The organism is Arthrobacter sp. StoSoilB13 (genome assembly GCF_019977255.1).
Taxonomy (GTDB): domain Bacteria; phylum Actinomycetota; class Actinomycetes; order Actinomycetales; family Micrococcaceae; genus Arthrobacter.
Genome location: NZ_AP024649.1, coordinates 693,719 through 713,868, shown reverse-complemented (window position 1 = coordinate 713,868; position 20,150 = coordinate 693,719). Strand labels below are relative to the sequence as shown.

Genomic DNA, 20,150 nt, shown 5'->3' with positions numbered 1-20,150 from the left:
GGTTCTCCCTTTGTATATGCGGGTCAGGATGCCAGTGCCGGGCCGGTGCCGCCTGGCTTGATCTTTCGTGGGCGCCGCCGCGGCAGCATTGGACGGAATGCCTGCCGTGCGCTCCAGTTCTCGATCAGTGACGCGTTGTCCTCCAGCGCCCGTGCGCCGATGTACGCGGCAACCATTCCGGAAAGCCCGCTTCCGAGGATGACGTTGTTGTTGCGAGTGGCCCCCAGGCTCGTGTTTTCGGTGACCATTGCTTGCTCTCCGCTCAAACGAATTGGGATGGTGGGTGCATGTGCTCCGCGCCACTTCCAGACTACCTAACTAACAGACGTTAGGGAAGTGCTGGAGGCAATTTACCTAACGAGTGTTAGGATGGCGAATTATGAGCGTGACGTCCTACGAAGCCGCCTCCCGCGCCTTCGAATCGCAACTGAAGGAATGGAACTGGACGGGCCAGAAGGTGGGCCGCCAGAACATCCTTGAGGCCTTCCTGCAGCTCGCCATCGCCAACGGTTTCAACTCCGTCTCGATGCGGACCATCGCCAACGCCGTCAACATCAAGCCGCCCAGCCTCTACTCGCACTTCCCTGACGGCAGGGACGAAATCGTTGCCGAATCGCTCCGCTGGCATTTCCACCGTTTCGGCGTAGCCTTGCTCGAAGCCATAGAGCCGGCCCGCAACGCGGACGAATTTTGGGACGCTATGGTCAAACTCCACTTCACGCGGCAGGTGCGATTGCCGGAAAGTAACCTGTGGGACCTCCTGGTTGCGACAGACAGGATGGCCGGAGTTCTCCCCAAGGAGCTGCGCGCCCAAGTCGATAACTGGGTCACGCTCCATGAACAGATGTATGTGGCCGCGGCACGCGATATAGGCTGCCCCGACGCCGAGGAGCATGTCAGGGTGGTCATGACCCTGCTTGAGGGCGCCACCCGCTGGGCCCCCCGCGACTGCACCGACGCCGAGCTTGAAGAGTTGGCGGACCGTGCCGTCACCTTGTCCCGGGCGATTCTGGCTGTGGACTTCGAGTCCCCAACCGCTTAGCCTCTGGTTGCGGCGATTTAGTTCATATGAGCCGCCAGGGGATACCATGCCCACACCCGGCCCCGCACATTCAATCGCCTGCTACCGCATTTCAAACCCGGCGCCGAGCCGAGCTCCAACCCCTACTCGAACTCGTCCAGAAGCCCGGAACGGCCGATGACTTCCGGCGGGGCTCCGCCTGTGGGTCTAAAGGTCTTCGCAGGCCTGCCGCGCACGCACCCTCAGCGAGCCCATCACAAAAGGTAACGTCCCGCCGTCGTCCCCGGTACCGGGACCTATTCTGGGCAGTAACTGCCGATCGATCGCGAAGGAAGTCCATGCCCAGCCCCGAACTCCCCCTCCGCAAACTTGGATTTCTCACTATCGGCCTTTTCGACCCCGCCGATCCGGCTGCGGGGCACCGGTCAACGTTGGAGATCATCGAGCTCGGTGAGCAGTTGGGGTTCGACAGTGCGTGGCTGAGGCACCGTCATTTGCAGTTCGGGATCTCCTCCCCTGTCGCGGTGATGGCCGCCGCCAGCCAGCGCACGTCCAGGATCGAGCTTGGCACCGCGGTCACCCCGCTGGGTTGGGAAAATCCTTTGCGCCTTGCGGAGGACCTGGCCACCGTGGATCTGCTCGCCGGGGGACGGATCAATCCAGGGCTTAGCGTGGGCGAACCCATGCACTACGACACCGTGAAGCATGAGCTGTTCCCGGATTCCTCAGAAACAGAGGACTTCTCCTATAGCCGCGTGGAGCGCTTTGCCCGCTTGGTCGCCGGCGAAAAGGTTCGGGAGTTCTCCGGCAAGCAAGGTGTTGTGGAGGAATTCTCCAACCGGGTGGAGCCACACTCTCCCGGCCTGCGAAGCCGCCTTTGGTACGGCGCGGGCAGCATGAAGTCGGCCGTCTGGGCCGGGGCAAAGGGCTTCAATCTCCTGTCCAGCAGCGTGATTTTCCCGGATGAGAACCAGGTACCGGACTTTGCCAAGGTCCAGCAGACACAGATCCGTGCATACCGGCAGGCAGCCGCAGCGTCCGGAAACACTCCCCGGGTCTCACAGGGCCTGGTGGTGATCCCCATCGATTCTGCTACGAGCGCCCAGCGGGCGAAGTACCAGCAGTACGTTGATGAACGCACTCCCCGGACGCGGGCGCCCCAAGGGCCGAAAGGCATGCTGTTCGCCCCGGATGTGATCGGGACCAGCGCTGAAATTGCCGAGCAGCTGTACGCCCATGCTGGGTTCCGGGAAGTCGACGAGGTAGCTTTCGCACTGCCGTTCAGCTTTGAACATGAGGACTACGTGCAGATCCTCACCGACATCGCAGCAAACCTGGGGCCCGCCTTGGGGTGGAAAGCCGCCGGATGACGAGATGTCCCGATGACGAGGTGCGATGACCGTTTCCGGGCCGAATTCTGATGGAGGGCCATGGTTAGCCAGCACTTCTGCGGCGAAGACTAGCCGCCCCGCGCCTTCCGGGTCGCGGCGTCGTTGGCTTTCTGCAGAGCTCCGACCAGCTCGTCCTTGCTCATTTTCGAACGGCCCTTGACGTCCATTTCCCGGGCACGCTGATAGAGATGTTCCTTGGAGGCGTTGGCGTCCACGCCCCCGGCGGTAGGTTTCGTTGATTCAATGCCTTCTGCCGCGTGCTGGTCAGAAGGACCCCGTTCCTCCTTCGCCTCCCAGTGGTCGCCGACCTTCTCGTAGCTGTGCTTCAGCGCGGCATAGGCGGTGCGGGCCGCACGACTCTCATCGTTGTCGTAGGTCTCCATGGCGGAGTCGTAGGTCTTGGCGAAAGTATCCTGGGCCTTCTGCTCGGAGCGCTGCAGAGTGGATGGAAGTTCGTCTTTGCGGGCATGATCGTTCTTGCCGGTCTTGGGCATAGTACTCACGCTCCTTTGTCAGAAAACCTGATCGTGGACGTGCATCCAGTTTATCAATTGACACCTGGGCCAGGCTGCCGGGGGCCCGCACTCGTCACCTCCCCTTCAGCACATACCTTCTTTCGGGACGCCCGACGCCGTACTTGAGCCTGACTTCCAACGCACCTTCATCGTGGAGGTACTCAAGGTAACGGCGGGCACTCACCCGGGAGGTCCCCAATTGCTCGGCAACTTCGGCAGCGGAGACATCGCCGTGAGCCGATTTCAGCGCAGCTTCCACCAACTCAAGCGTCTCTACACTGCAGCCCTTGGGCAGGGTGCGCTCAGATACGCTGAGCCCAAACACCCTGTTCACATCCGATTGCTCAGCCACGTCCTTGGAGGCGTCCAACCCTTGGTAGGCATTCAGGTAGTGCTGCAGGCGCTCCTGAAGATCAGCCTGCGAAAAAGGCTTAATCAGGTAATGGACAATGCCGCCGCGAAGTGCCTTGCGCACCGTCTCGGTTTCACGGGCCGCGCTGATCACCAACACGTCAAGGTCCGGGGCGACGTCCCGGAGCTGATGCATCAGGTCCAGCCCGTTGATGTCCGGGAGATGGATATCCAACAGCACAAGGTCCGGTTGGAGCCGCTGCGTCTCAAGGATGGCCTGGGCGCCGGTGTGCGCTACACCCACGACGCCGAACCCAGGCGTCCGCTGGATGAAACCGGCGTGGACCTTGGCCACCATGAAATCGTCATCGACAATCAGTACTTTGATCACGGCTGCGCTGCCCCTTCGAAATCCGAATCGTGCTTGTTGAATCGTGCGGTGAAAACTGCCCCGTGATCGTTCGCTACTGTCAGGTCGCCACCGGACCGACGGCAGATCACCCGCGAGAGCGCCAGGCCGAAACCGCGGGCATCGCCAGGTCCTGGCTCCTTCGTGGAAAAGCCCTGCCGGAAAATGTCCTCAGCGGCGTCGGAGGGCACACCTGGACCGTTATCCCGGACGGTGACTGAAACACCGTACGCTGAGTTGACCACCAACACACTCACCGCCGCCCCAACCAGCCCGGTAACGGCGTCGAACGCGTTATCCACCAGGTTGCCCACCACGGTGGTGAGGTCCCGGGACAGTTCCTCGTTGACGCGCGGGAGCCCGGACTGCGGGTCGATCTGCAGTTCCACGCCGCGCTCGGTGGCCAAACTGGCTTTGGCTATCAGGAGGGCTGCGAGCGCAGGGTCCTGGATGCGGCTGGTCACTTCGTCGTTGAGCCGGGTCCGGTCCACGGTGGCGCCGTTGACGAACTGCACCACGGAATCGTATTCGCCAATTTGGATCAGGCCGGAAATGACGTGGAGTTGGTTGGCGAACTCGTGGGCTTGGGCACGCAAAGTGTCCGTCACCGTTCTGGTGGCACCGAGTTCACGTTCCAAGGACGACAACTCGGTGCGGTCCCTGAGCGTTGTCACCGATCCGATGTCACGCCCGCGGGAGCGGAGGGCCACCCTGTTCATGACCACCAACCGGTCCCCCACGAGCACCAACTGGTCCGGGTCTGATTGTTCCCGGGTGAGTACCACTTTCAGCGCACGGTCCACGTGAAGTGAGGCTAGTTTCCGGCCCACACAGTCTGCGGGCAGTCCCAGGAGCTGGCGGGCGCTCTCATTTGCCACGGTAATCCGCTCGTGAGGATCAAGGGCAACCACCCCTTCCTTCAGGCCTTGCAGCATCGCTTCACGGTTTTCCACGAGACCGGTGATCTCGCGGGGCTCCATTCCCAGGGTTTGCCGTTTGACGCGGCGGGAGAGCAGGAGGGAGCCGGCCACGCCCAGGACACTCGCAACGCCCAGGTAGGTGAGGAGGTTTGGCACCACGTCTTCCAGCCGTTCAAGGGCGGACGGATAGTTCCTGCTGATGGAGGCGATGCCGATCATGGTTCCGGAGTCGTCGAGCACTGGTACGTGTGCTGAGAGAACTTTGCCTTCATTGCCGGCAAGGACTCCGGTCCATGCCCGGCCTTCCTTGACCCTGCTGTCACCGAGCAGAAGCTGCTTGCCCAGCTGGCTGGGATCCGAGGAGGTCACCACTGTGCCGTCCAACTTAGCGAGTGCCACGTGGGAGGAACCGGAGACAGTCCGAATCGATTCGGCCACGGCGGGGAGGGAGGAGCCGTTTCGGGGTTCGGCAGTGGGCAACAGGGCGCGCACTGTGGGGTTGTTGCCCAAGGCCTCCGCGGCGGACAAGGCCCGGCGCCCTTCAGTTCGTTCGAATGCAGCGGCAGATTGGGCCAGGGAGATAGCTACGACAGCCACCAGGACCGCCAGGACGATCAACAACTGCAGCACAAGGTACTGCCCGGCCAGGGACATTCCTCTTCTTCGAGTCACTGTTTGGATCCTTTGGTGATTCCACTATGCAAGGGCCGCTAACAGCTTCAAAAGCAGTCCGCCTTGGCGTATCGGAACTATACCCTAAGCACGCTGAGCACCTTCGGGGCCGGGTGCCATAAGACGGCAAAGGCGTGAACGCAATGAACTTAAAGATCACTGCGAACACAAGAGTGATCACCGTCACGCCGGGACCTAGCATCAATTCACGGGGCACAACGCTGAGCGCCCTGCACAGAATTTCCATACTGAGAAGAGGAACACCATGCGCCAGATCCGCGCATTGCGAATCGCCGCCGTTGCCGCCGGCATCGCCCTGATGGCTACCGGTTGCGGCGCCACAGGTAAGAGCTCCACTGCTTCGTCCAGCTCCGGCGCCGCAGCCGGACCCATCACCGGCCTCCAGATCATGGTTCCCAATACTCCCGGTGGCGGTTACGACACCACGGCACGGGCCGCCGCCAAGGTCCTCGACGACGAGAAGATCGCCAACAACACGGAGGTCTTCAACCTCGCAGGTGCAGGCGGCACAGTGGGCCTGGCCCGGGTGGTCAACGAAAAGGGCAACGGGGACCTCGCCATGCTCATGGGCCTGGGCGTTGTGGGTGCCAGTTACACCAACAAGTCCGAGTCGAAGCTGACCGAAACCACCCCGCTGGCACGGCTCATTGAAGAGCCCGGCGCCATCATGGTCAGCAAGGACTCCCCGTACAAGACCATCGATGACCTCGTGAAGGCCTGGAAGGCAGATCCCGGCTCGATCTCCGTGGGTGGCGGTTCCTCGCCTGGTGGTCCTGATCACCTCCTGCCCATGCAGTTGGCGGGCGCAGTTGGAATTGACGCCACGAAGGTCAACTATGTGGCATACGACGGCGGTGGAGATCTTCTTCCGGCCATCCTGGGCAACAAGCTTGGATTCGCGGCTTCCGGTGCAGGCGAGTACCTGCAGCAGATCAAGTCCGGTGAAGTTCGCGTCCTGGCCACCAGTGGCGAGAAGCGTTTGGAAGGTGTTGACGCTCCCACCCTGAAGGAGTCCAACATCGATCTGGTCTTCACCAACTGGCGTGGAATGGTGGCCCCTCCGGGCATCAGCGAGGATGACAAGAAGTCGCTGATTGCCGCCCTGGAGAAGATGCACGAATCCGCTGGCTGGAAAGAGGCCCTGAAGACCCACAGCTGGACCGACGCCTTCATCACCGGTGACGAGTTCCAGAAGTTCCTTACGGACCAGGACAAGCGGGTGGCGGACGTGCTCACCAAGCTTGGCTTGGCGTGAGCACTATAGCAACAGGCCTGAAAGGCCGCGCCGAGCTGGGGGTAGCCCTCCTGCTCGGCGCGGTAGGCGTCCTTGTCTTCCTTGACGCCAACGGCCTGGTAACCCCGTATTCGAAGTCGGACCCCGTAGGGCCCAAGGCGGTTCCCTTCATCGTTGCCGGTCTTCTGGTGGTCTGCGCAATTTTGCTGGCCATCAACGTACTGCGTGGCGGCAAAGGAGAAGTGGAAGGCGGCGAGGACATTGACCTCGCACACCCCGCCGACTGGAAGACCGTGCTCCCCCTTGCAGGAGCCTTCATCCTGAATATCCTGCTCATCGACTGGGCGGGCTGGGTCATCTCCGGCACTGTCCTGTTCTGGGTCAGCGTGCTGGCACTTGGCAGCCGGCACTATGTCCGCGACGGCATCATCTCCGTTGCGCTGGCCCTGGCCACCTTCTACGGCTTCTACCTTGGCCTTGGCATTGCACTGCCGGCCGGACTCCTGGAAGGAATCCTCTGATGGACGTCTGGTCCTCTTTGATGGACGGTTTCGCCACCGCCCTCACCCCCCTGAACCTTCTGTACGCAATGATCGGCGTGCTCCTGGGAACGGCCGTTGGCGTTCTGCCAGGGCTCGGCCCGGCCATGACTGTGGCACTGCTGCTTCCGGTTACGGCCGCCCTTGAGCCCACCAGCGCCTTCATTATGTTCGCCGGCATCTATTACGGCGGCATGTATGGCGGCTCAACAACCTCCATCCTGCTGAACACGCCCGGCGAGTCTTCGTCTGTTGTCACGGCCATCGAGGGCAACAAGATGGCGAAAGCCGGGCGGGCAGCCCAAGCGCTCGCGACTGCGGCCATTGGTTCCTTTATTGCCGGCACCATCGGTACGGCGCTGCTGGCAGGACTTGCACCGTTGGTGGTTCAGTTCGCCGTGAGCCTGGGCGCACCGAGTTACTTCGCCATCATGATCCTCGCCTTGCTGGCCGTCACCGCGGTCCTGGGTTCCTCCCGGCTCAGGGGCTTTGCCTCCTTGGGACTGGGGCTGGCCATCGGTTTGGTGGGCATTGACTCCGTTACCGGCCAGCGCCGCCTGACATTCGGCCAGCCGATGCTGGCCGACGGCCTGGATATCGTGGTGGTGGCAGTGGCCATCTTCGCCGTGGGTGAAGCATTGTGGGTCGCCGCGCACTTGCGGCGTTCACCGCTTCACATCATTCCTGTCGGACGGCCCTGGATGGGCAAGAAGGACTGGGCCCGCTCCTGGAAACCCTGGTTGCGTGGCACGGCCTTCGGCTTCCCGTTTGGTGCACTTCCCGCCGGTGGTGCCGAGATCCCCACGTTCCTCTCCTATGTCACCGAGAAACGGCTGACAAAGCATCCGGAGGAGTTTGGCAAGGGAGCCATCGAAGGCGTCGCGGGCCCGGAAGCAGCCAATAACGCTGCAGCCGCCGGAACCCTGACCCCAATGCTTGCCCTCGGATTGCCCACCAACGCCACAGCTGCCGTCATGCTCGCAGCGTTCACCTCGTACGGCATCCAGCCCGGCCCGCAGCTGTTCTCCAGCCAAGGTCCCCTGGTGTGGGCGCTCATCGCCAGCCTCTTCATCGGCAACCTGCTGCTCCTGCTCATCAACCTGCCACTGGCACCCCTGTGGGCAAAACTGCTGCAGCTTCCCAGGCCCTACCTCTACGCCGGCATTCTCTTCTTCGCAACGTTGGGCGCCTACTCGGTGAACCTGCAGGCGTTCGACCTGGTGATCCTGCTGGTGCTCGGAGCCTTGGGATTCATGATGCGGCGCTTCGGGCTACCTGTATTGCCCCTGATCCTGGGCGTCATCCTCGGTCCGCGCATCGAAGGCCAGCTGCGCAGGACTCTCCAGCTGTTCGCCGGTGACCCCGCCGGGCTGTGGAGCGAGCCGATCGCCGTCGTCGTCTACATCATCGTGGCTATCGTTATCCTCTGGCCGCTGCTCTTCAAGCTGGTCCGCCGCAACCGTCCGGTGCCAGCCAGCGTGGTCCCGGCCCACCCCAGCGAAGTGCTCCTCAAGGAGGACGCCGCCATCCAAGCTGACGAAAACAGTACCCGGATCCACCACAACAGCCACCACAACAAGGAGAAGCCATGACCATCGTGGTGGGCTACGTCCCCACGCCCGAGGGCGAAGCCGCATTGACCCAAGCCATTGCCGAAGCGAAGAAAAACAACGACACCCTGTTGGTGATCAACTCTTCCAAAGGGGACGCCTTGGTGGATAACAGGTACGCCCAGGAACCGGAGATCCAGACCATCGAGGAACGCCTTGCCCTCCAAGGCATCGAGCACATCATCAAGCAGCCCGTCCGTGGCCATGATGCCGCTGCTGAGGTACTGGATGCGGCCGACGAGCACAACGCGGAGCTGATTGTGATTGGCCTCCGCCGCCGCAGCCCGGTTGGCAAGCTGATTATGGGCAGTGTCTCGCAGAGGATCCTGCTGGAGGCGGACTGTCCTGTGCTCGCCGTGAAAGCAGACTAAGCGTAAACCAGAAGATTGTGCCGGCTAATGCCCTTAAGATTCGTTCTTAGGGGCATTAGCTATACACAACTCCAAGGGGGACCACGTGGCCGAGACCATCCGCACAGCAACAACTGACGACGCCGGCAAGCTGGCCGAGCTTGCGGCCGTCACCTTCCCGCTGGCGTGCCCGCCCGGCGCCTCACCAGCTGACATCCAGGCCCATCTCGAGAAGACGCTCGCCGAGGCGAACTTCCTGGATTACCTCGCCGATCCGCACATCACGGTTTTGGTGCTCGACGACGACGGTCAGCTCAACGGGTACACCATGCTGATTGCCAAGCCTGCTAGCGACCCGGATGTAGCCTCTGTGCTCTCGGCGCTCCCCTCCACGGAACTCAGCAAGTGCTACGTCCACCCGGACCACCACGGCCAGGGAGCCGCATCCCGCCTCATGAAGGCCTCAGTCGCGGACGCTGCGGAAAGGGGTGCGGCAGGAGTCTGGCTTGGCGTGAACAGTGAAAACGCCAAGGCGATCCGCTTCTATGAAAAGAGCGGTTTCCAGAGGGTGGGCACCAAGTCCTTCAAACTGGGCGACACCGTGGAACATGACTTCGTCATGGAGCACACGCTCTAGCCAGCACCCGTTCTAGCCAGCAGCCGGGCAATACCCAGCACCCGGGCAGTTAGCCGAACAAGTCACCAGCCAGTGGCGGCCGGGGGTCGGAGCGCAGCTGCAGGCCGGCTGGCAATCCCGTCACCGTGCCGTTTCCCGAGGACGCCTGGATCGTGAGCCGCGAGCGCCCCAGCAGCACGTTTTCTGCCTTGAACTCCCCAAACGAGTCCGGGAGGATGGGCGCCAGGTGGAGTACTTTCCTGGTGAAATCGGGGTCGAACCGCAGGAGGATGCGAGCCAGCTGAATAGGGGCCGCAGCCGCCCACGCCTGGGGGGAACACGCCGTCGGATACGGCACCGGCTCCGGAAAGTCCGAGCGGTCAAAGCCGCAGAAAAGTTCCGGAAGCTGACCGCCGAAGTGCTCCGCGGCGTCGAACAATCCGCTCGCCACGCGGCTGGCTTCCTTCACGAAGCCATAGCGCATGAGTCCGGTGGCCACGACCGCGGTATCGTGCGGCCAGACCGAGCCGTTGTGGTAGCTGACAGGGTTGTAAGCACCCATGTCCGAACCAAGGGTGCGGATCCCCCAGCCCGTGAACATTTCAGGTGACATCAGCCGCTCGGCCACAAGTGCAGCCTTGTCCTCGTCCACAATGCCCGTCCACAGACAGTGGCCCATGTTGGACGTGCAGGAATCCACGGGTTTCTTGTCCTTATCCAGGGCAAGGGCGAAATAGCCTTTGTCCGGCAGCCAGAAAGACTCGTTGAATGCCTCCTTGAGCGCTTCCGCCCGGTCCGCGCAACGGCGTTCGACGGCGGTATCGCCCGCGGCGCGCGCCAGCAGCGAACGCCCAACGTAGGCTCCATAGGCGTAAGCCTGGACCTCACATAAAGCGATGGGTGTTTCTGCGATCGTGCCGTCGGCGAAGTTGATGCCGTCCCAGGAGTCCTTCCACCCTTGATTGATCAGGCCGTGGGTGTTGGGGCGTTGGTATTCGATGAACCCGTCGCCATCCCGGTCGCCGTATTTCTCCATCCAGGAGATAGCACGGTCTGCGTGGGGAAGGAGGGAATCGATGATGTCCGTCCCCAGACCCCACCGGCTGAGCTCGCCAAGCAGCATGACGAAAAGTGGCGTTGCATCGATGGTTCCGTAGTAGGCGGTTCCGCCCAAGGAGAGTCCGGCCGTGACTCCCAGCCTCACCTCGTGGGGCATGCGGCCGGGTTCTTCCTCGGAGTCGGCGTCCACTTTGCTGCCTTGAAGCCCGGCCAGTGTTTGCAGCGAACCGGCCGCGAGTCCTGGGTCCACCATGAGTGACATGTAGGACGCCATGATCGAGTCGCGTCCAAAGAGCGCCATGAACCAGGGCGCCCCTGCTGCGACGGCAGCACGACCAGGGTGCTCGTGGTCGAAGATCCGCAACGAACCAAGATCGCTCTGGCTTCGTTCAAGGACTTCCTCCACATTCCTGTCCGTGACGGCGATCCGGGGAACGTGCTCCGCCCAGGCCATATGCCGGCGGACGCCAATCGTGTGGTGCAGGGCCGTGGTTTCCGTAAACGGCTCGTCCGGCCCCTTTCCATTGATCAGGGGAATGGCAATGACGCTGGTGCTCCATTGGCTGCGGGCCGGGATGGTGACGTGGAATGTCAGTCCTTCCGGGTTCGCTTTGGCTCCCGAAGCCCGGAACGCCACGCCGCGACGTTCCCCGTTCGCGTGCACGGCCTCGATGTGCAGTTCCTTTTTGCGGGCCGTTTTCTCGGTGGCTCCTGCCCTGCTTGCCCGGCCACCTTTGACATCGAAAAGGTCGGCGAGGTCGGCGTCGATGAGCAACTCGATTTCGCACGGCGCCGGCTGGCCCGAGTAGTTCCTGATAGTGAGGTCGTCGCGCAGGCCAGCGCCCACATGCCGGTGGTGCTGGACCACCAGGGGACTGTCAAAACGACCATCGCTGGAGCACGCCCGGCCAACGTATTCGGCTTGGAAGGCGGTGCGGTTGGTGGTGACCAGGGGCTCCCGGAGGGCTCCGTTGATCCTCAGGATCCAGCGGGAGACGATCCGGGTGTCCTGGTAGTAAGTGCCCTGGGAGCCGCCGCCGTGGATGTCACCGGAATGCGAGGAGATGCAAAAGGATGAACCTTCGACGACGGTCACGGCACCCAGCTCGGAAGCGCCTGCCTCCGTATCAGCGTTCCAAGCAGTCATGGCCCACGAAGCCTTCCTCGGGAAATGTCCTGCTTATCGATCACAGGTTGATGGGGGCTTGCCTCTGATTGTCTTGCAACTTGCCGTTGCCGGGAAGGCCTCCGGCCTTGAATTCTTCGATGACCGTGGCATAAAGCTCCAGATGGTCCGCCGCCATCCGTGCTGCGTTGAAATACTCATCCACGGTACGCCGGCACTCTGCACGGCTAAGCCCTTGCACGTCCTGTACGAACCCTGCGAGTTCATTGGTCTGCGCCAGGTATCCTGTGACGCCATGCCGGACTATTTCCGGTGCCGCGCCCATAGGGGTGGACAGTACTGGTGTTCCGGTGGCCAACGACTCGATCATGACCAGCCCGAACGGTTCATGCCATTGGATGGGGTTGATCATGGCCATCGCTTCGCCCATCAGTTCGTACTTCTCCGGGTCTGAGAGTTCGCCCAGGAATTCTTCCTGGGAACCAAGGACCGGCTCCACGACGTCGTGGAAGTAATCCTGCTCATCCTTGGCATGCATCTTGGCAGCGATGCGGAGCGGCACCCCGGCCTCACGGGCAACAGCCACCGCCTCCAGCAAGCCCTTGTCCGGGCACATGCGTCCGACAAAGCATGCATATCCGCCGGCGCCGTCGCCGACGGAAACGGTGGACAGATCCAGGCCATGGTGGATGACGGCCGAAATTTGAAGGTCGGAGATGCGGCTGCATTGATCATGCGAAATGCCAATGATCGCGGTGTCCTGGGCCATATCCCGGTAGAGCCCTGCATACCTCGGTGTCAGCGGGCCATGGACGGTGGTCACCACGGGAACACCCGGCGGCCGGTGGGCGTAGAGAGGTCCGGCAAGGGTGTGGTCGTGGATAATGTCCACGTCCTTCATGCCGGCATAAGCCTTGATGACGTGGTGTAACTCGCTGAGCGTCAGCCCCAGCTCTTCAGGCTCGCTCGGCCCGAAGCCCCGCAGCAGCGGAACTGGGCAGGTGCTGTCAGACGCCGCCGCCAGGAGTACGTCATGCCCTGCATCGGATAAGGCACGGGCCAAGGCATCCACAACCCGTTCCGTGCCGCCATACCGTTCCGGGGGCACTGTGAACCATGGTCCAACGATGAGTCCAACGCGCATGCTGAAGGCCTCCACAAATATGCGAACCCGCGCACGGGGTTCAACCTCGTGTTCATCGCGGCCCCAGACACACGCGATTCTTCGGGACGAAGAGCGCCCCACCGGCTGACTGCATAACCTGCTTCACACATTAGGCTGGGCACGCCAGCCCCGGCAATGGGTGACGAAAATAACAGACTTTTCCGGAATGCGCGCGAGGCCCTCGAAGTTGACCACAGCATGAAGATTGAGATCTGGTCCGACGTCGCGTGTCCCTGGTGCTACATCGGCAAGCGCCGCTTTGAGACTGCCCTGGCACAGTTCCCCCACCGTGATTCCGTAGACATCGAGTGGAAGAGCTACCAGCTGGATCCCTCAATCCCCGGGCACTATGACGGCACGGAATTGGACTACCTGAGCAAACGCAAGGGCCTGGCTCCGGAGCAGGTCAAGCAGATGTTCGCCCACGTTACAGAGACCGCCAAGGGCGAGGGCCTGGACTATCACTTCGACAAGGTAGTAGTTGCCAACAGCTTCACGGCCCACCGCCTCATCCACCTCGCCGCAGCCCATGGCCGCCAGGATGCCGCCAAGGAACGGTTGCTCAGCGATCACTTTGAGCACGGTGAGGACATCGGCAACCAGGAATACCTCACGAAACTTGGCGCCGCTCTGGAACTGCCGCCCAACGAGGTCGCAGAGCTGTTCACCACCGACAAATATTCGGACGCCGTCAACGAGGACATCAATGAAGCCCGCGCCATCGGCGTCACCGGTGTTCCGTTCTTCGTGATCGACCGCAAGTACGGCATCTCCGGAGCCCAGCCGGCGGAGCTCTTCAGCGAGGCGCTGAACCAGGCGTGGCAGGAAGCCAATCCCCTGATCCCCGTGGGCGCATCCGACGCCGAAGCCTGCGGCCCGGACGGCTGCAGCATTTAACGCAACGCGGGGTCACTTAGGGCCCATGTTGGCTGTCAACATGGGCCCTAAGTGACCCCGCGTTGTTTCTAAGCGGCTAGTTTTTCACAACCTCAAGCTCGACGACGGCCCAGGACAATGCGGGCAGCGTCAGCCGGAGTTCCGAACCAGTCGCCTTGACGCCTTCCAGCGGCTTCATGCCGACCCGACCCTGCTGGTCCTGCGTGTTGATGGTGAACCTGTCACCGCCCTCGGGGATCTCCAGGACTTCGGCGCGGAGCACCTGGCGCGCGTCGAAACCTCGAAGGGCTGCCTCGACGTCGGCCGCTTCCTCCAGCCCACGGTTGGCGAAGAACAGCGCCACGCGCCCCGTTTCCTCGTTCCACGTGGCGCTGACATCCACAAGGTCCGTGCCGCCGAACCGCGCATTCTCGTATTTGTCCGAGTCCACGGAAAGCCGCAGGATCTGGCCCTTGGCAAGCTCGGCCATCCGGGCGAACGGGTGGAAGATGGTCTGCTTCCACGCCGGCCCGTTCTCTTCCGAGAGGATCGGTGCGATCACGTTGACAAGCTGCGCCTGGTTGGCGATCTTGACGCGGTCGCCGTGGCGGAGCAGCGAGTTGAGCAGCGTCCCCACCACCACTGCATCTGTCACGTTGTACTTGTCCTCGATAACGCGGGGGTGCTCGCGCCACGGGGCCTTGACGATGTTGCTCAACTGGTCCTCGGTGTCCCGCCCACGCTGGTACCAGACGTTCCATTCGTCGAAGGACAGGCTGATGTGCTTCTTGTGCTTGCCCTTCGCCCGAACGGCGTCCGCGGTGGCGATCACTGACTCGATGAAGTAGTCAGTATCGACGGCGGACGCCAGGAAGCTGCCGACGTCGCCTTCTTCTTCGAAGTAGTAGGCGTGGAGGGAAACGTAATCCACTTCGTCGTAGGTGTGGGTGAGGACCGTCTGCTCCCAGGCACCGAACGTAGGCATCCGGGAGTTGGAACTGCCGCAGGCCACCAATTCAATGTCCGGGTCCACGAAGCGCATGGCCTTGGCCGCTTCCTGGGCAAGCCGCCCGTACTCCTCGGCGGTCTTGTGGCCGATCTGCCAAGGACCGTCCATTTCGTTGCCCAGGCACCACAGCTTGATATCGAACGGGTCCTTGTGGCCGTTCTTGGCGCGGAGATCGGACCAGTAGCTGCCGCCAGGGTGGTTGGCGTACTCGACGATCTCGCGGGCAGCATCCACTCCCCTGGTGCCCAGGTTGATGGCTTCCATGATTTCCGTGCCGGCCTGCTTGGACCAGTCCACGAAGTCGTGCAGGCCGAAAGCATTCGTTTCGACGGTGTGCCAGGCTCCGTCCAGGCGGCGGGGCCGGGTTTCGCGCGGGCCGATGCCGTCTTCCCAGTTATAGCCGGAGACGAAGTTGCCGCCGGGGTACCGGATGACAGTGGCACCTAGTTCCTTGACCAGCTTCAGGACGTCTTGCCGGAAGCCGTTCTCGTCGGCCTCAGGGTGGCCGGGTTCGTAGATGCCGCTGTAGACACAGCGGCCCATGTGCTCCACGAAGGAGCCGAAGAGGCGCCTGGGTACCTCGCCGATGGTGAAATCTCGATCGAGGGTGATGCGTGCGCGGGACATTTATCTCCTTGGTTGTGTTCTGAAACAGTTGGTTGGCGAAGGTGCCGGATCAGGTTCCGGCGAGTCCCGTCGTCGCGACGCCCTTGATGATCTGGCGTTGGAAGAACAGGAAGACAACGATGAGCGGCAAAGCTGCCAGCAAGGCAGACGCCATGTTCTGCGCGTACTGGACGCCGTACGCGCTCTTGATGGTTTGCAGGCCCACGGGGAGGGTCAGCAGGGAGTCGTCGTTGGTGGAGATGAACGGCCAGAGGAAGTTGTTCCACGCACCGATGAACACGAAGATCGCGACGGCGGCCAGGATGGGCCGGGACAACGGCAGGACGATCTGCACGAAGATCCGGAGACGGCTGGCACCGTCCATCACTGCCGCTTCTTCAAGTTCATGCGGGATCTGGTCGAAGAACTTCTTGAGCACGAACACCATGGCGGGGTGAATCACCTGCGGCAGGATGATGGCCCACGAGGTATCGATCATTTTGAACGCAAGCATTTGGTAAAAGAGCGGAATCATCAGCACGGGTGGCGGGACAATGATGGCTGCGATGATCACGACCATCAGGACCTTCTTGCCTTTGAACTCGATCCTGGAGAGTGCGTAAGCAATAAGAGCCGAGATCACCAGTGTGATTGCCGTGATGGCCGCGGAAGTGTAGAGCGAGTTCCACGTCCAGAGCGGGATGTTCCCTGCCTGGAACACATTGACGAAAGCGTCAAAGGTAAAGCCCGACGGCGGGAACCAGCTGACCTTGGACGCTGACGCATCAGCTTCGGACTTGAACGCAGTAACCGTGGCCCAGGCGAAAGGAATCAGCCAGAGGACCGCAATGAAGGCGGCCACTGTGACTGCCGCGATCTTGCCCACTGTCAGCTTTTTGCGCGGCTGCCGTATGACTTGGCGGCTACCGCTGGCTGGGGTCGAACGGGTGAGGGTGGTGGTTGCCATGGCTATACGCTCCTGCGGCGGGTGATGACGAACTGCAGCGCGGAAACCAGCACGATCAGTCCGAAGAAGATGTAGGAGATAGCTGCGGAATATCCCAGCCGGTATCCGGTGAACCCGGTTTCGAAGATGTACTGGACCACGGGACGGGTAGATCCGCCCGGACCCCCGCCTGTCATCTGGTAAATCTGGTCAAAGACTTTCAGGGAAGCCAGGATCTGGAGCAACACAATCATCACGGTTGTGGGCGTGAGCTGCGGCATCGTGATGGAGAAGAATTGCCGCCAAGCGCCTGCGCCGTCCAATGACGCTGCTTCATAGTGCTGGACGGGGATGTTCTGCATTGCCGCCAGGTAGAGCAGGAAGTTGAAGCCAACAGTCCACCAGAGTGTCGCGATCACGATCGACCACATGGCCACATTGGGATCGTTGAGCCACCCCACTTTTGCTATGCCGAACTTTGACAGGAAATCGTTGATCAGGCCGAGCTGCGGGTTGTACATCCAGACAAAGAACAGCGACACAACTGTGGATGCCAGCAGGAACGGCGCAAAGTAGGAGAGCCGCCACAGCCACTGGGCTGGAAGGCCGATGTTCAAGAGGGCCGCCATCACCAACGCAATCAGCACCAGGGGAACTGTGCTGATGACTGTGAAGTACAACGTGTTGCCCAGTGAACGCCACATCCCGGCGTCGGCAAAGGCTTCGGCGTAGTTGGAAAATCCGATGAGGGTGTCGTTGGCGCCTGTCAGGGATTTGCCCGTGAGACTCATGTAAAAGCCGTACAGAATAGGCCAAATGAGGAATACGAGGAAGAAAATCAGGAAGGGCGCTGCGAATGCCCACCCGTTCAGGGTGTCCCGGCTTCTTCGGAGAGATAGCCCGGCCTTGATGCCTGGGCTGCGTGTTGTCCGTGGTTGGCTGGTCTGCCGGGACAGTGTAGAGGAACTCATGAAGGACTCCTTTGTCGCTCGGTGTGCTGTGCCGGTCAGACCGGATTGGGCCGGGATAGAAGGTCGTTGGTGCGGGCCACGAAGCCGTCCCACCCCTCAGCTGCTTTGGTGCGTCCCAGAAGTACGTTCTGGATGTACTCGGCAAAATAGTTTTGCCAGTCCGAGCCGGATCCGCTGAACCAGGCCTCGGGATCGTAGTTGATGATGTCCGCCGCGTTGGCGTAGTGGATCTGGGGCGTGAGCTCCCCGTAGGCCGGCGATTGAACCACAGGCTGGTATGCCGGGATGTGGCCTGCCTCAGCCCATAACAGCGAACCCTTGAGGATGTCGCTGACGAACTTATATGCGTCTTTACGCTTCTCTTCATCCATCACGAGTTGCCGCGGAAGGACGAAGGAATGCGAGTCGGCGTAGGAAGCCGGTGTCCCGTAAAGGGTGGGGATGGTGGCAGCGTCGACAGGCAGTTTCGCTTTCTTCATGGTGGGTAGTTCCCAGCCCCCGCTGAAGAGCATTCCCGAGTCGCCCCGGACAAACTCTGCGATGCCGGTATTGATGTCATTGCCCTTGGCTGCGATGGTGTCATCAAAGAGGGAGGCCATGAATTCCAGTGACTCTATGGCAGCGTCCCGATCAGCCTGCATGGGTTGGCCGGGAGTCAGCACAATTTCCGCGCCGTGCTGCTTGTACAGGGTGTAGAACAGCCGCCACATCTGCGCGCCGAGGTTCAGGTATCCAAGGGAAAGACCGTGGGCCTTGGTGACTTTTTGCATCTCCAGTGCCATGGCCTTGAATGCGTCCGGTGAATTCACCTCCTGCAAGAGGCCGTTGCTTTCCAGGAGACCCGCTTTGCCGGCTATGTCCGTGTTATAAAACATGATGAACGGGTGCGAGTCCAGCGCCAGGGAGAAGACCTTTCCGTCTTGCTGGCCCTTTTCCCAGATGCGCGGCGCGAAGTTCTCCGGCGTGATGCCATTCTCCGCGAGCAGCCCCAGATCCCAGGGCTCAATGAGGCCGCCCGGGGCATATCCGGGAACTCGGCTGGCGTGCATAATGGCTACTTCTGGAGGCCGGCCCCCGGCAGATGCCATGGCCAGCTTGGTGTAATAGGGCGGGCCCCATGCCAACACGGTGGGGTGCACCTTGAAACCGGGATTGGCTTGGTTGGCATTGGCGATCATCGCTTGCATCTTGGTACCGTCGCCGCCGGACAAGAGATGCCAGAAGCCGATCTCCCTGACTTCGCCGGCTTGGGCCGCGCCTCCACAGCCTGTGAGGCTGGTGGCCAGAAGCCCGCCGCCGAGGAGGGCCGATCCAGTCAATAACTGTCTCCGGGACAACTGTTTCCCGGTCAATGATTCAAACTGCTTCACCCGTAACTCCTTTGGAAGGGTGGCTGAAAAGGACACAACTGCTGCGCAAAATCCGGCTTCGGTGCATCCCCACTGCCGGGTAAAGGGTGGCCCGGGGGTGACGCGGCTCTCACATTACATCGTTGTAATAGTGGAGGCAAGAGAAAATTGTTAGCGCGAACAGTTTAATGTGGAAGGCCTCTTCAGCGGCTGCTGTCCCGCTCCACAATGCTGTAGTCAACGGTGACAACACGTTGCCCCTGGCCCCTGTCCGCCATTCGCTCGGTGAGGAGGCGCAGGGCTTCGGTGGCGATGGTTCGTTTATCGAAAGACACCGTGGTCAGGGAGGGAACCGCGTAGCGCCCATCCATGACGTCGTCGAAACCAGCCACCGCTATATCGTCAGGAACACGGACGCCCTTCTTCCACAGCGCATTGAGGGCGCCAATGGCCAGCGAATCCGTGAAGCAGAACAACGCCTCAGGCAGCGGGTTGGATTCCAGGTAATGCATCAGGGATTCGGCGGCGGAGCCAGGAGTCCATTGACCGCAGGAGATCAGCAAGGATTCATCCAGCGGAATCCCCAACTCCGCAAGCGCAGCCTCGTAACCCTGTCTCCGTTGGATCGAGGTGGCAGACTGCCTGGTCTTGTTGATGCCCAGCACGGCGATGCGCCGGCGTCCGGGCTTGGCCAGGGCAAGCGTCATATCTCGCGCCGCTGCGAAACTGTCCACGTAAACCCTGTCCGCAAGCTCCTGGGTCACTTCGCCCAACAGCACAACAGGAGGCAAAGCCACCCCAACTTTGACGGCACTTTCATCCAGCACCACCGGGTTGAGAATCAGGCCGTCAATGAGGTTGGAGCGCGCACGGGTCATCAGCTCATGCTCGCGCTGCGGATCCGAACCTGTTTCCTCGATCTGGACGCTCCAGCCCTGCTCATGGGCTACTTCCACAATGTTCTGGGCTATCTCAGCCGAGAACGGGGTGGCCAGATCCGGCAAGGCCAAGGCGATTACACCCGAGCGGGCCGTTGCGGAGTCCGCGCGCGGAAAGGTTGGGCACGTAGTCGAGCTCCTGCATTGCTTGCTCAACCCTGAGCCGCGTTGGAGCGCTGACCGGCACGATTCCGTTCATGACGTTCGAGACGGTTTTCGGCGATACTCCCGCGCGGCGCGCCACATCCTTGACCGTTGCCCGCAACAGTCCCCCTCATGAATTTAGTGTCCGGTTCACACGATGTTACGCGAGTCTGCGTATACCTCATGCGCCGGGGACGGGCGGGTTCCAACGACGGTCACAACCGATTTGCTATGAGCACACATCGTAAATGGCCAGCTCGGGGATGACTGGTGCGGGTCAACGCGGCACTCCTTCAGCCGCCCGCTCAGCGT

The 20,150-nt window shown here is 61.6% G+C and carries 18 protein-coding genes and 1 pseudogene; 8 read left to right on the top strand and 11 right to left on the bottom strand.

Annotated elements, in window-relative coordinates; all coding sequences use genetic code 11:
* Positions 1-23: 23 nt before the first annotated feature.
* Entirely contained in the window at positions 24-248 is a 225-nt protein-coding gene (locus LDP01_RS21950; protein WP_224094202.1) for a hypothetical protein, read from the bottom strand.
* 131 nt (positions 249-379) lie between these two features.
* On the opposite strand from LDP01_RS21950, the gene LDP01_RS21945 reads away from it, so the two are divergent.
* Positions 380-1,042 (top strand): TetR/AcrR family transcriptional regulator, encoded by a 663-nt coding sequence (locus LDP01_RS21945; RefSeq protein ID WP_224094201.1) that lies wholly within the window; start codon positions 380-382, stop codon positions 1,040-1,042.
* A 317-nt stretch (positions 1,043-1,359) separates the two neighbouring features.
* Complete coding sequence (locus LDP01_RS21940) at positions 1,360-2,391, top strand: LLM class flavin-dependent oxidoreductase (RefSeq protein ID WP_224094200.1); 1,032 nt, start codon at positions 1,360-1,362, stop codon at positions 2,389-2,391.
* A gap of 89 nt (positions 2,392-2,480) precedes the next feature.
* Here LDP01_RS21940 and LDP01_RS21935 read toward each other — a convergent pair whose 3' ends face one another.
* The 3 genes from LDP01_RS21935 to LDP01_RS21925 form a co-directional block, all read right to left on the bottom strand.
* A complete protein-coding gene (locus LDP01_RS21935; protein WP_224095124.1) occupies positions 2,481-2,906 on the bottom strand; it encodes a ChaB family protein in 426 nt (141 codons plus the stop codon).
* Positions 2,907-3,000: 94 nt separating this feature from the next.
* Positions 3,001-3,669 carry a response regulator gene (locus LDP01_RS21930; RefSeq protein ID WP_224094199.1) on the bottom strand — a complete coding sequence of 223 codons (669 nt, stop codon included), beginning with the start codon at positions 3,667-3,669 and terminating at the stop codon, positions 3,001-3,003.
* On the bottom strand, positions 3,666-5,261 hold the full coding sequence (locus LDP01_RS21925; protein ID WP_224095123.1) for a sensor histidine kinase: 1,596 nt from the start codon (positions 5,259-5,261) through the stop codon (positions 3,666-3,668). Before LDP01_RS21925 ends, LDP01_RS21930 begins: the two co-directional genes overlap by 4 nt.
* Before the next feature lie 283 nt (positions 5,262-5,544).
* Here LDP01_RS21925 and LDP01_RS21920 point away from each other — a divergent pair, with 283 nt between their 5' ends.
* From LDP01_RS21920 to LDP01_RS21900, 5 genes are all read left to right on the top strand, one after another.
* The gene (locus LDP01_RS21920) at positions 5,545-6,555 is read left to right on the top strand and encodes a Bug family tripartite tricarboxylate transporter substrate binding protein (RefSeq protein WP_224094198.1); all 1,011 of its coding nucleotides are present in this window, start codon (positions 5,545-5,547) and stop codon (positions 6,553-6,555) included.
* A complete protein-coding gene (locus tag LDP01_RS21915) occupies positions 6,552-7,055 on the top strand; it encodes a tripartite tricarboxylate transporter TctB family protein (protein ID WP_224094197.1) in 504 nt (167 codons plus the stop codon). Before LDP01_RS21920 ends, LDP01_RS21915 begins: the two co-directional genes overlap by 4 nt.
* Positions 7,055-8,665: a tripartite tricarboxylate transporter permease gene (locus tag LDP01_RS21910; RefSeq protein ID WP_224094196.1), complete on the top strand. Its 1,611-nt coding sequence runs from the start codon at positions 7,055-7,057 to the stop codon at positions 8,663-8,665. Before LDP01_RS21915 ends, LDP01_RS21910 begins: the two co-directional genes overlap by 1 nt.
* Positions 8,662-9,054 carry a universal stress protein gene (locus LDP01_RS21905; RefSeq protein WP_224094195.1) on the top strand — a complete coding sequence of 131 codons (393 nt, stop codon included), beginning with the start codon at positions 8,662-8,664 and terminating at the stop codon, positions 9,052-9,054. The genes LDP01_RS21910 and LDP01_RS21905 overlap by 4 nt, the downstream gene beginning before the upstream one ends.
* Before the next feature lie 85 nt (positions 9,055-9,139).
* Positions 9,140-9,670, top strand: a complete 531-nt coding sequence (locus LDP01_RS21900) for a GNAT family N-acetyltransferase (RefSeq protein WP_224094193.1) — start codon at positions 9,140-9,142, stop codon at positions 9,668-9,670.
* A 49-nt stretch (positions 9,671-9,719) separates the two neighbouring features.
* Here LDP01_RS21900 and LDP01_RS21895 read toward each other — a convergent pair whose 3' ends face one another.
* Both LDP01_RS21895 and LDP01_RS21890 read right to left on the bottom strand, forming a co-directional pair.
* The gene (locus LDP01_RS21895; protein WP_224094192.1) at positions 9,720-11,855 is read right to left on the bottom strand and encodes an amylo-alpha-1,6-glucosidase; all 2,136 of its coding nucleotides are present in this window, start codon (positions 11,853-11,855) and stop codon (positions 9,720-9,722) included.
* Between the two features lie 40 nt (positions 11,856-11,895).
* Positions 11,896-12,978, bottom strand: a complete 1,083-nt coding sequence (locus LDP01_RS21890) for a glycosyltransferase family 4 protein (protein WP_224094191.1) — start codon at positions 12,976-12,978, stop codon at positions 11,896-11,898.
* Positions 12,979-13,197: 219 nt separating this feature from the next.
* Here LDP01_RS21890 and LDP01_RS21885 point away from each other — a divergent pair, with 219 nt between their 5' ends.
* Entirely contained in the window at positions 13,198-13,896 is a 699-nt protein-coding gene (locus tag LDP01_RS21885) for a DsbA family oxidoreductase (RefSeq protein ID WP_224094190.1), read from the top strand.
* 76 nt (positions 13,897-13,972) lie between these two features.
* On the opposite strand, the gene arfA is transcribed toward LDP01_RS21885, so the two are convergent.
* From arfA to LDP01_RS21860, 5 genes and pseudogenes are all read right to left on the bottom strand, one after another.
* Complete coding sequence (gene arfA / locus LDP01_RS21880) at positions 13,973-15,511, bottom strand: arabinosylfuranosidase ArfA (protein WP_224094189.1); 1,539 nt, start codon at positions 15,509-15,511, stop codon at positions 13,973-13,975.
* A 49-nt stretch (positions 15,512-15,560) separates the two neighbouring features.
* Positions 15,561-16,457, bottom strand: coding sequence for a carbohydrate ABC transporter permease (locus tag LDP01_RS21875; protein WP_224094188.1), 897 nt, complete (start codon positions 16,455-16,457; stop codon positions 15,561-15,563).
* Positions 16,458-16,459: 2 nt separating this feature from the next.
* Positions 16,460-17,407 carry a carbohydrate ABC transporter permease gene (locus LDP01_RS21870; protein ID WP_224094187.1) on the bottom strand — a complete coding sequence of 316 codons (948 nt, stop codon included), beginning with the start codon at positions 17,405-17,407 and terminating at the stop codon, positions 16,460-16,462.
* A 35-nt stretch (positions 17,408-17,442) separates the two neighbouring features.
* On the bottom strand, positions 17,443-18,777 hold the full coding sequence (locus LDP01_RS21865; RefSeq protein WP_224094185.1) for an extracellular solute-binding protein: 1,335 nt from the start codon (positions 18,775-18,777) through the stop codon (positions 17,443-17,445).
* A gap of 182 nt (positions 18,778-18,959) precedes the next feature.
* A pseudogene (locus LDP01_RS21860) lies at positions 18,960-19,959 on the bottom strand (LacI family DNA-binding transcriptional regulator).
* Positions 19,960-20,150: the final 191 nt, after the last annotated feature.

Coding starts and splice junctions, on each gene's coding strand:
- LDP01_RS21920 (WP_224094198.1), top strand. CDS start 5,545: ATGCGCCAGATCCGCGCATTGCGAATCGCCGCCGTTGCCGCCGGCATC.
- LDP01_RS21910 (WP_224094196.1), top strand. CDS start 7,055: ATGGACGTCTGGTCCTCTTTGATGGACGGTTTCGCCACCGCCCTCACC.
- LDP01_RS21905 (WP_224094195.1), top strand. CDS start 8,662: ATGACCATCGTGGTGGGCTACGTCCCCACGCCCGAGGGCGAAGCCGCA.
- LDP01_RS21870 (WP_224094187.1), bottom strand. CDS start 17,407: ATGAGTTCCTCTACACTGTCCCGGCAGACCAGCCAACCACGGACAACA.
- LDP01_RS21890 (WP_224094191.1), bottom strand. CDS start 12,978: ATGCGCGTTGGACTCATCGTTGGACCATGGTTCACAGTGCCCCCGGAA.
- LDP01_RS21875 (WP_224094188.1), bottom strand. CDS start 16,457: ATGGCAACCACCACCCTCACCCGTTCGACCCCAGCCAGCGGTAGCCGC.
- LDP01_RS21885 (WP_224094190.1), top strand. CDS start 13,198: ATGAAGATTGAGATCTGGTCCGACGTCGCGTGTCCCTGGTGCTACATC.
- LDP01_RS21935 (WP_224095124.1), bottom strand. CDS start 2,906: ATGCCCAAGACCGGCAAGAACGATCATGCCCGCAAAGACGAACTTCCA.
- LDP01_RS21925 (WP_224095123.1), bottom strand. CDS start 5,261: ATGTCCCTGGCCGGGCAGTACCTTGTGCTGCAGTTGTTGATCGTCCTG.
- LDP01_RS21895 (WP_224094192.1), bottom strand. CDS start 11,855: ATGACTGCTTGGAACGCTGATACGGAGGCAGGCGCTTCCGAGCTGGGT.
- LDP01_RS21940 (WP_224094200.1), top strand. CDS start 1,360: ATGCCCAGCCCCGAACTCCCCCTCCGCAAACTTGGATTTCTCACTATC.
- arfA (WP_224094189.1), bottom strand. CDS start 15,511: ATGTCCCGCGCACGCATCACCCTCGATCGAGATTTCACCATCGGCGAG.
- LDP01_RS21950 (WP_224094202.1), bottom strand. CDS start 248: ATGGTCACCGAAAACACGAGCCTGGGGGCCACTCGCAACAACAACGTC.
- LDP01_RS21945 (WP_224094201.1), top strand. CDS start 380: ATGAGCGTGACGTCCTACGAAGCCGCCTCCCGCGCCTTCGAATCGCAA.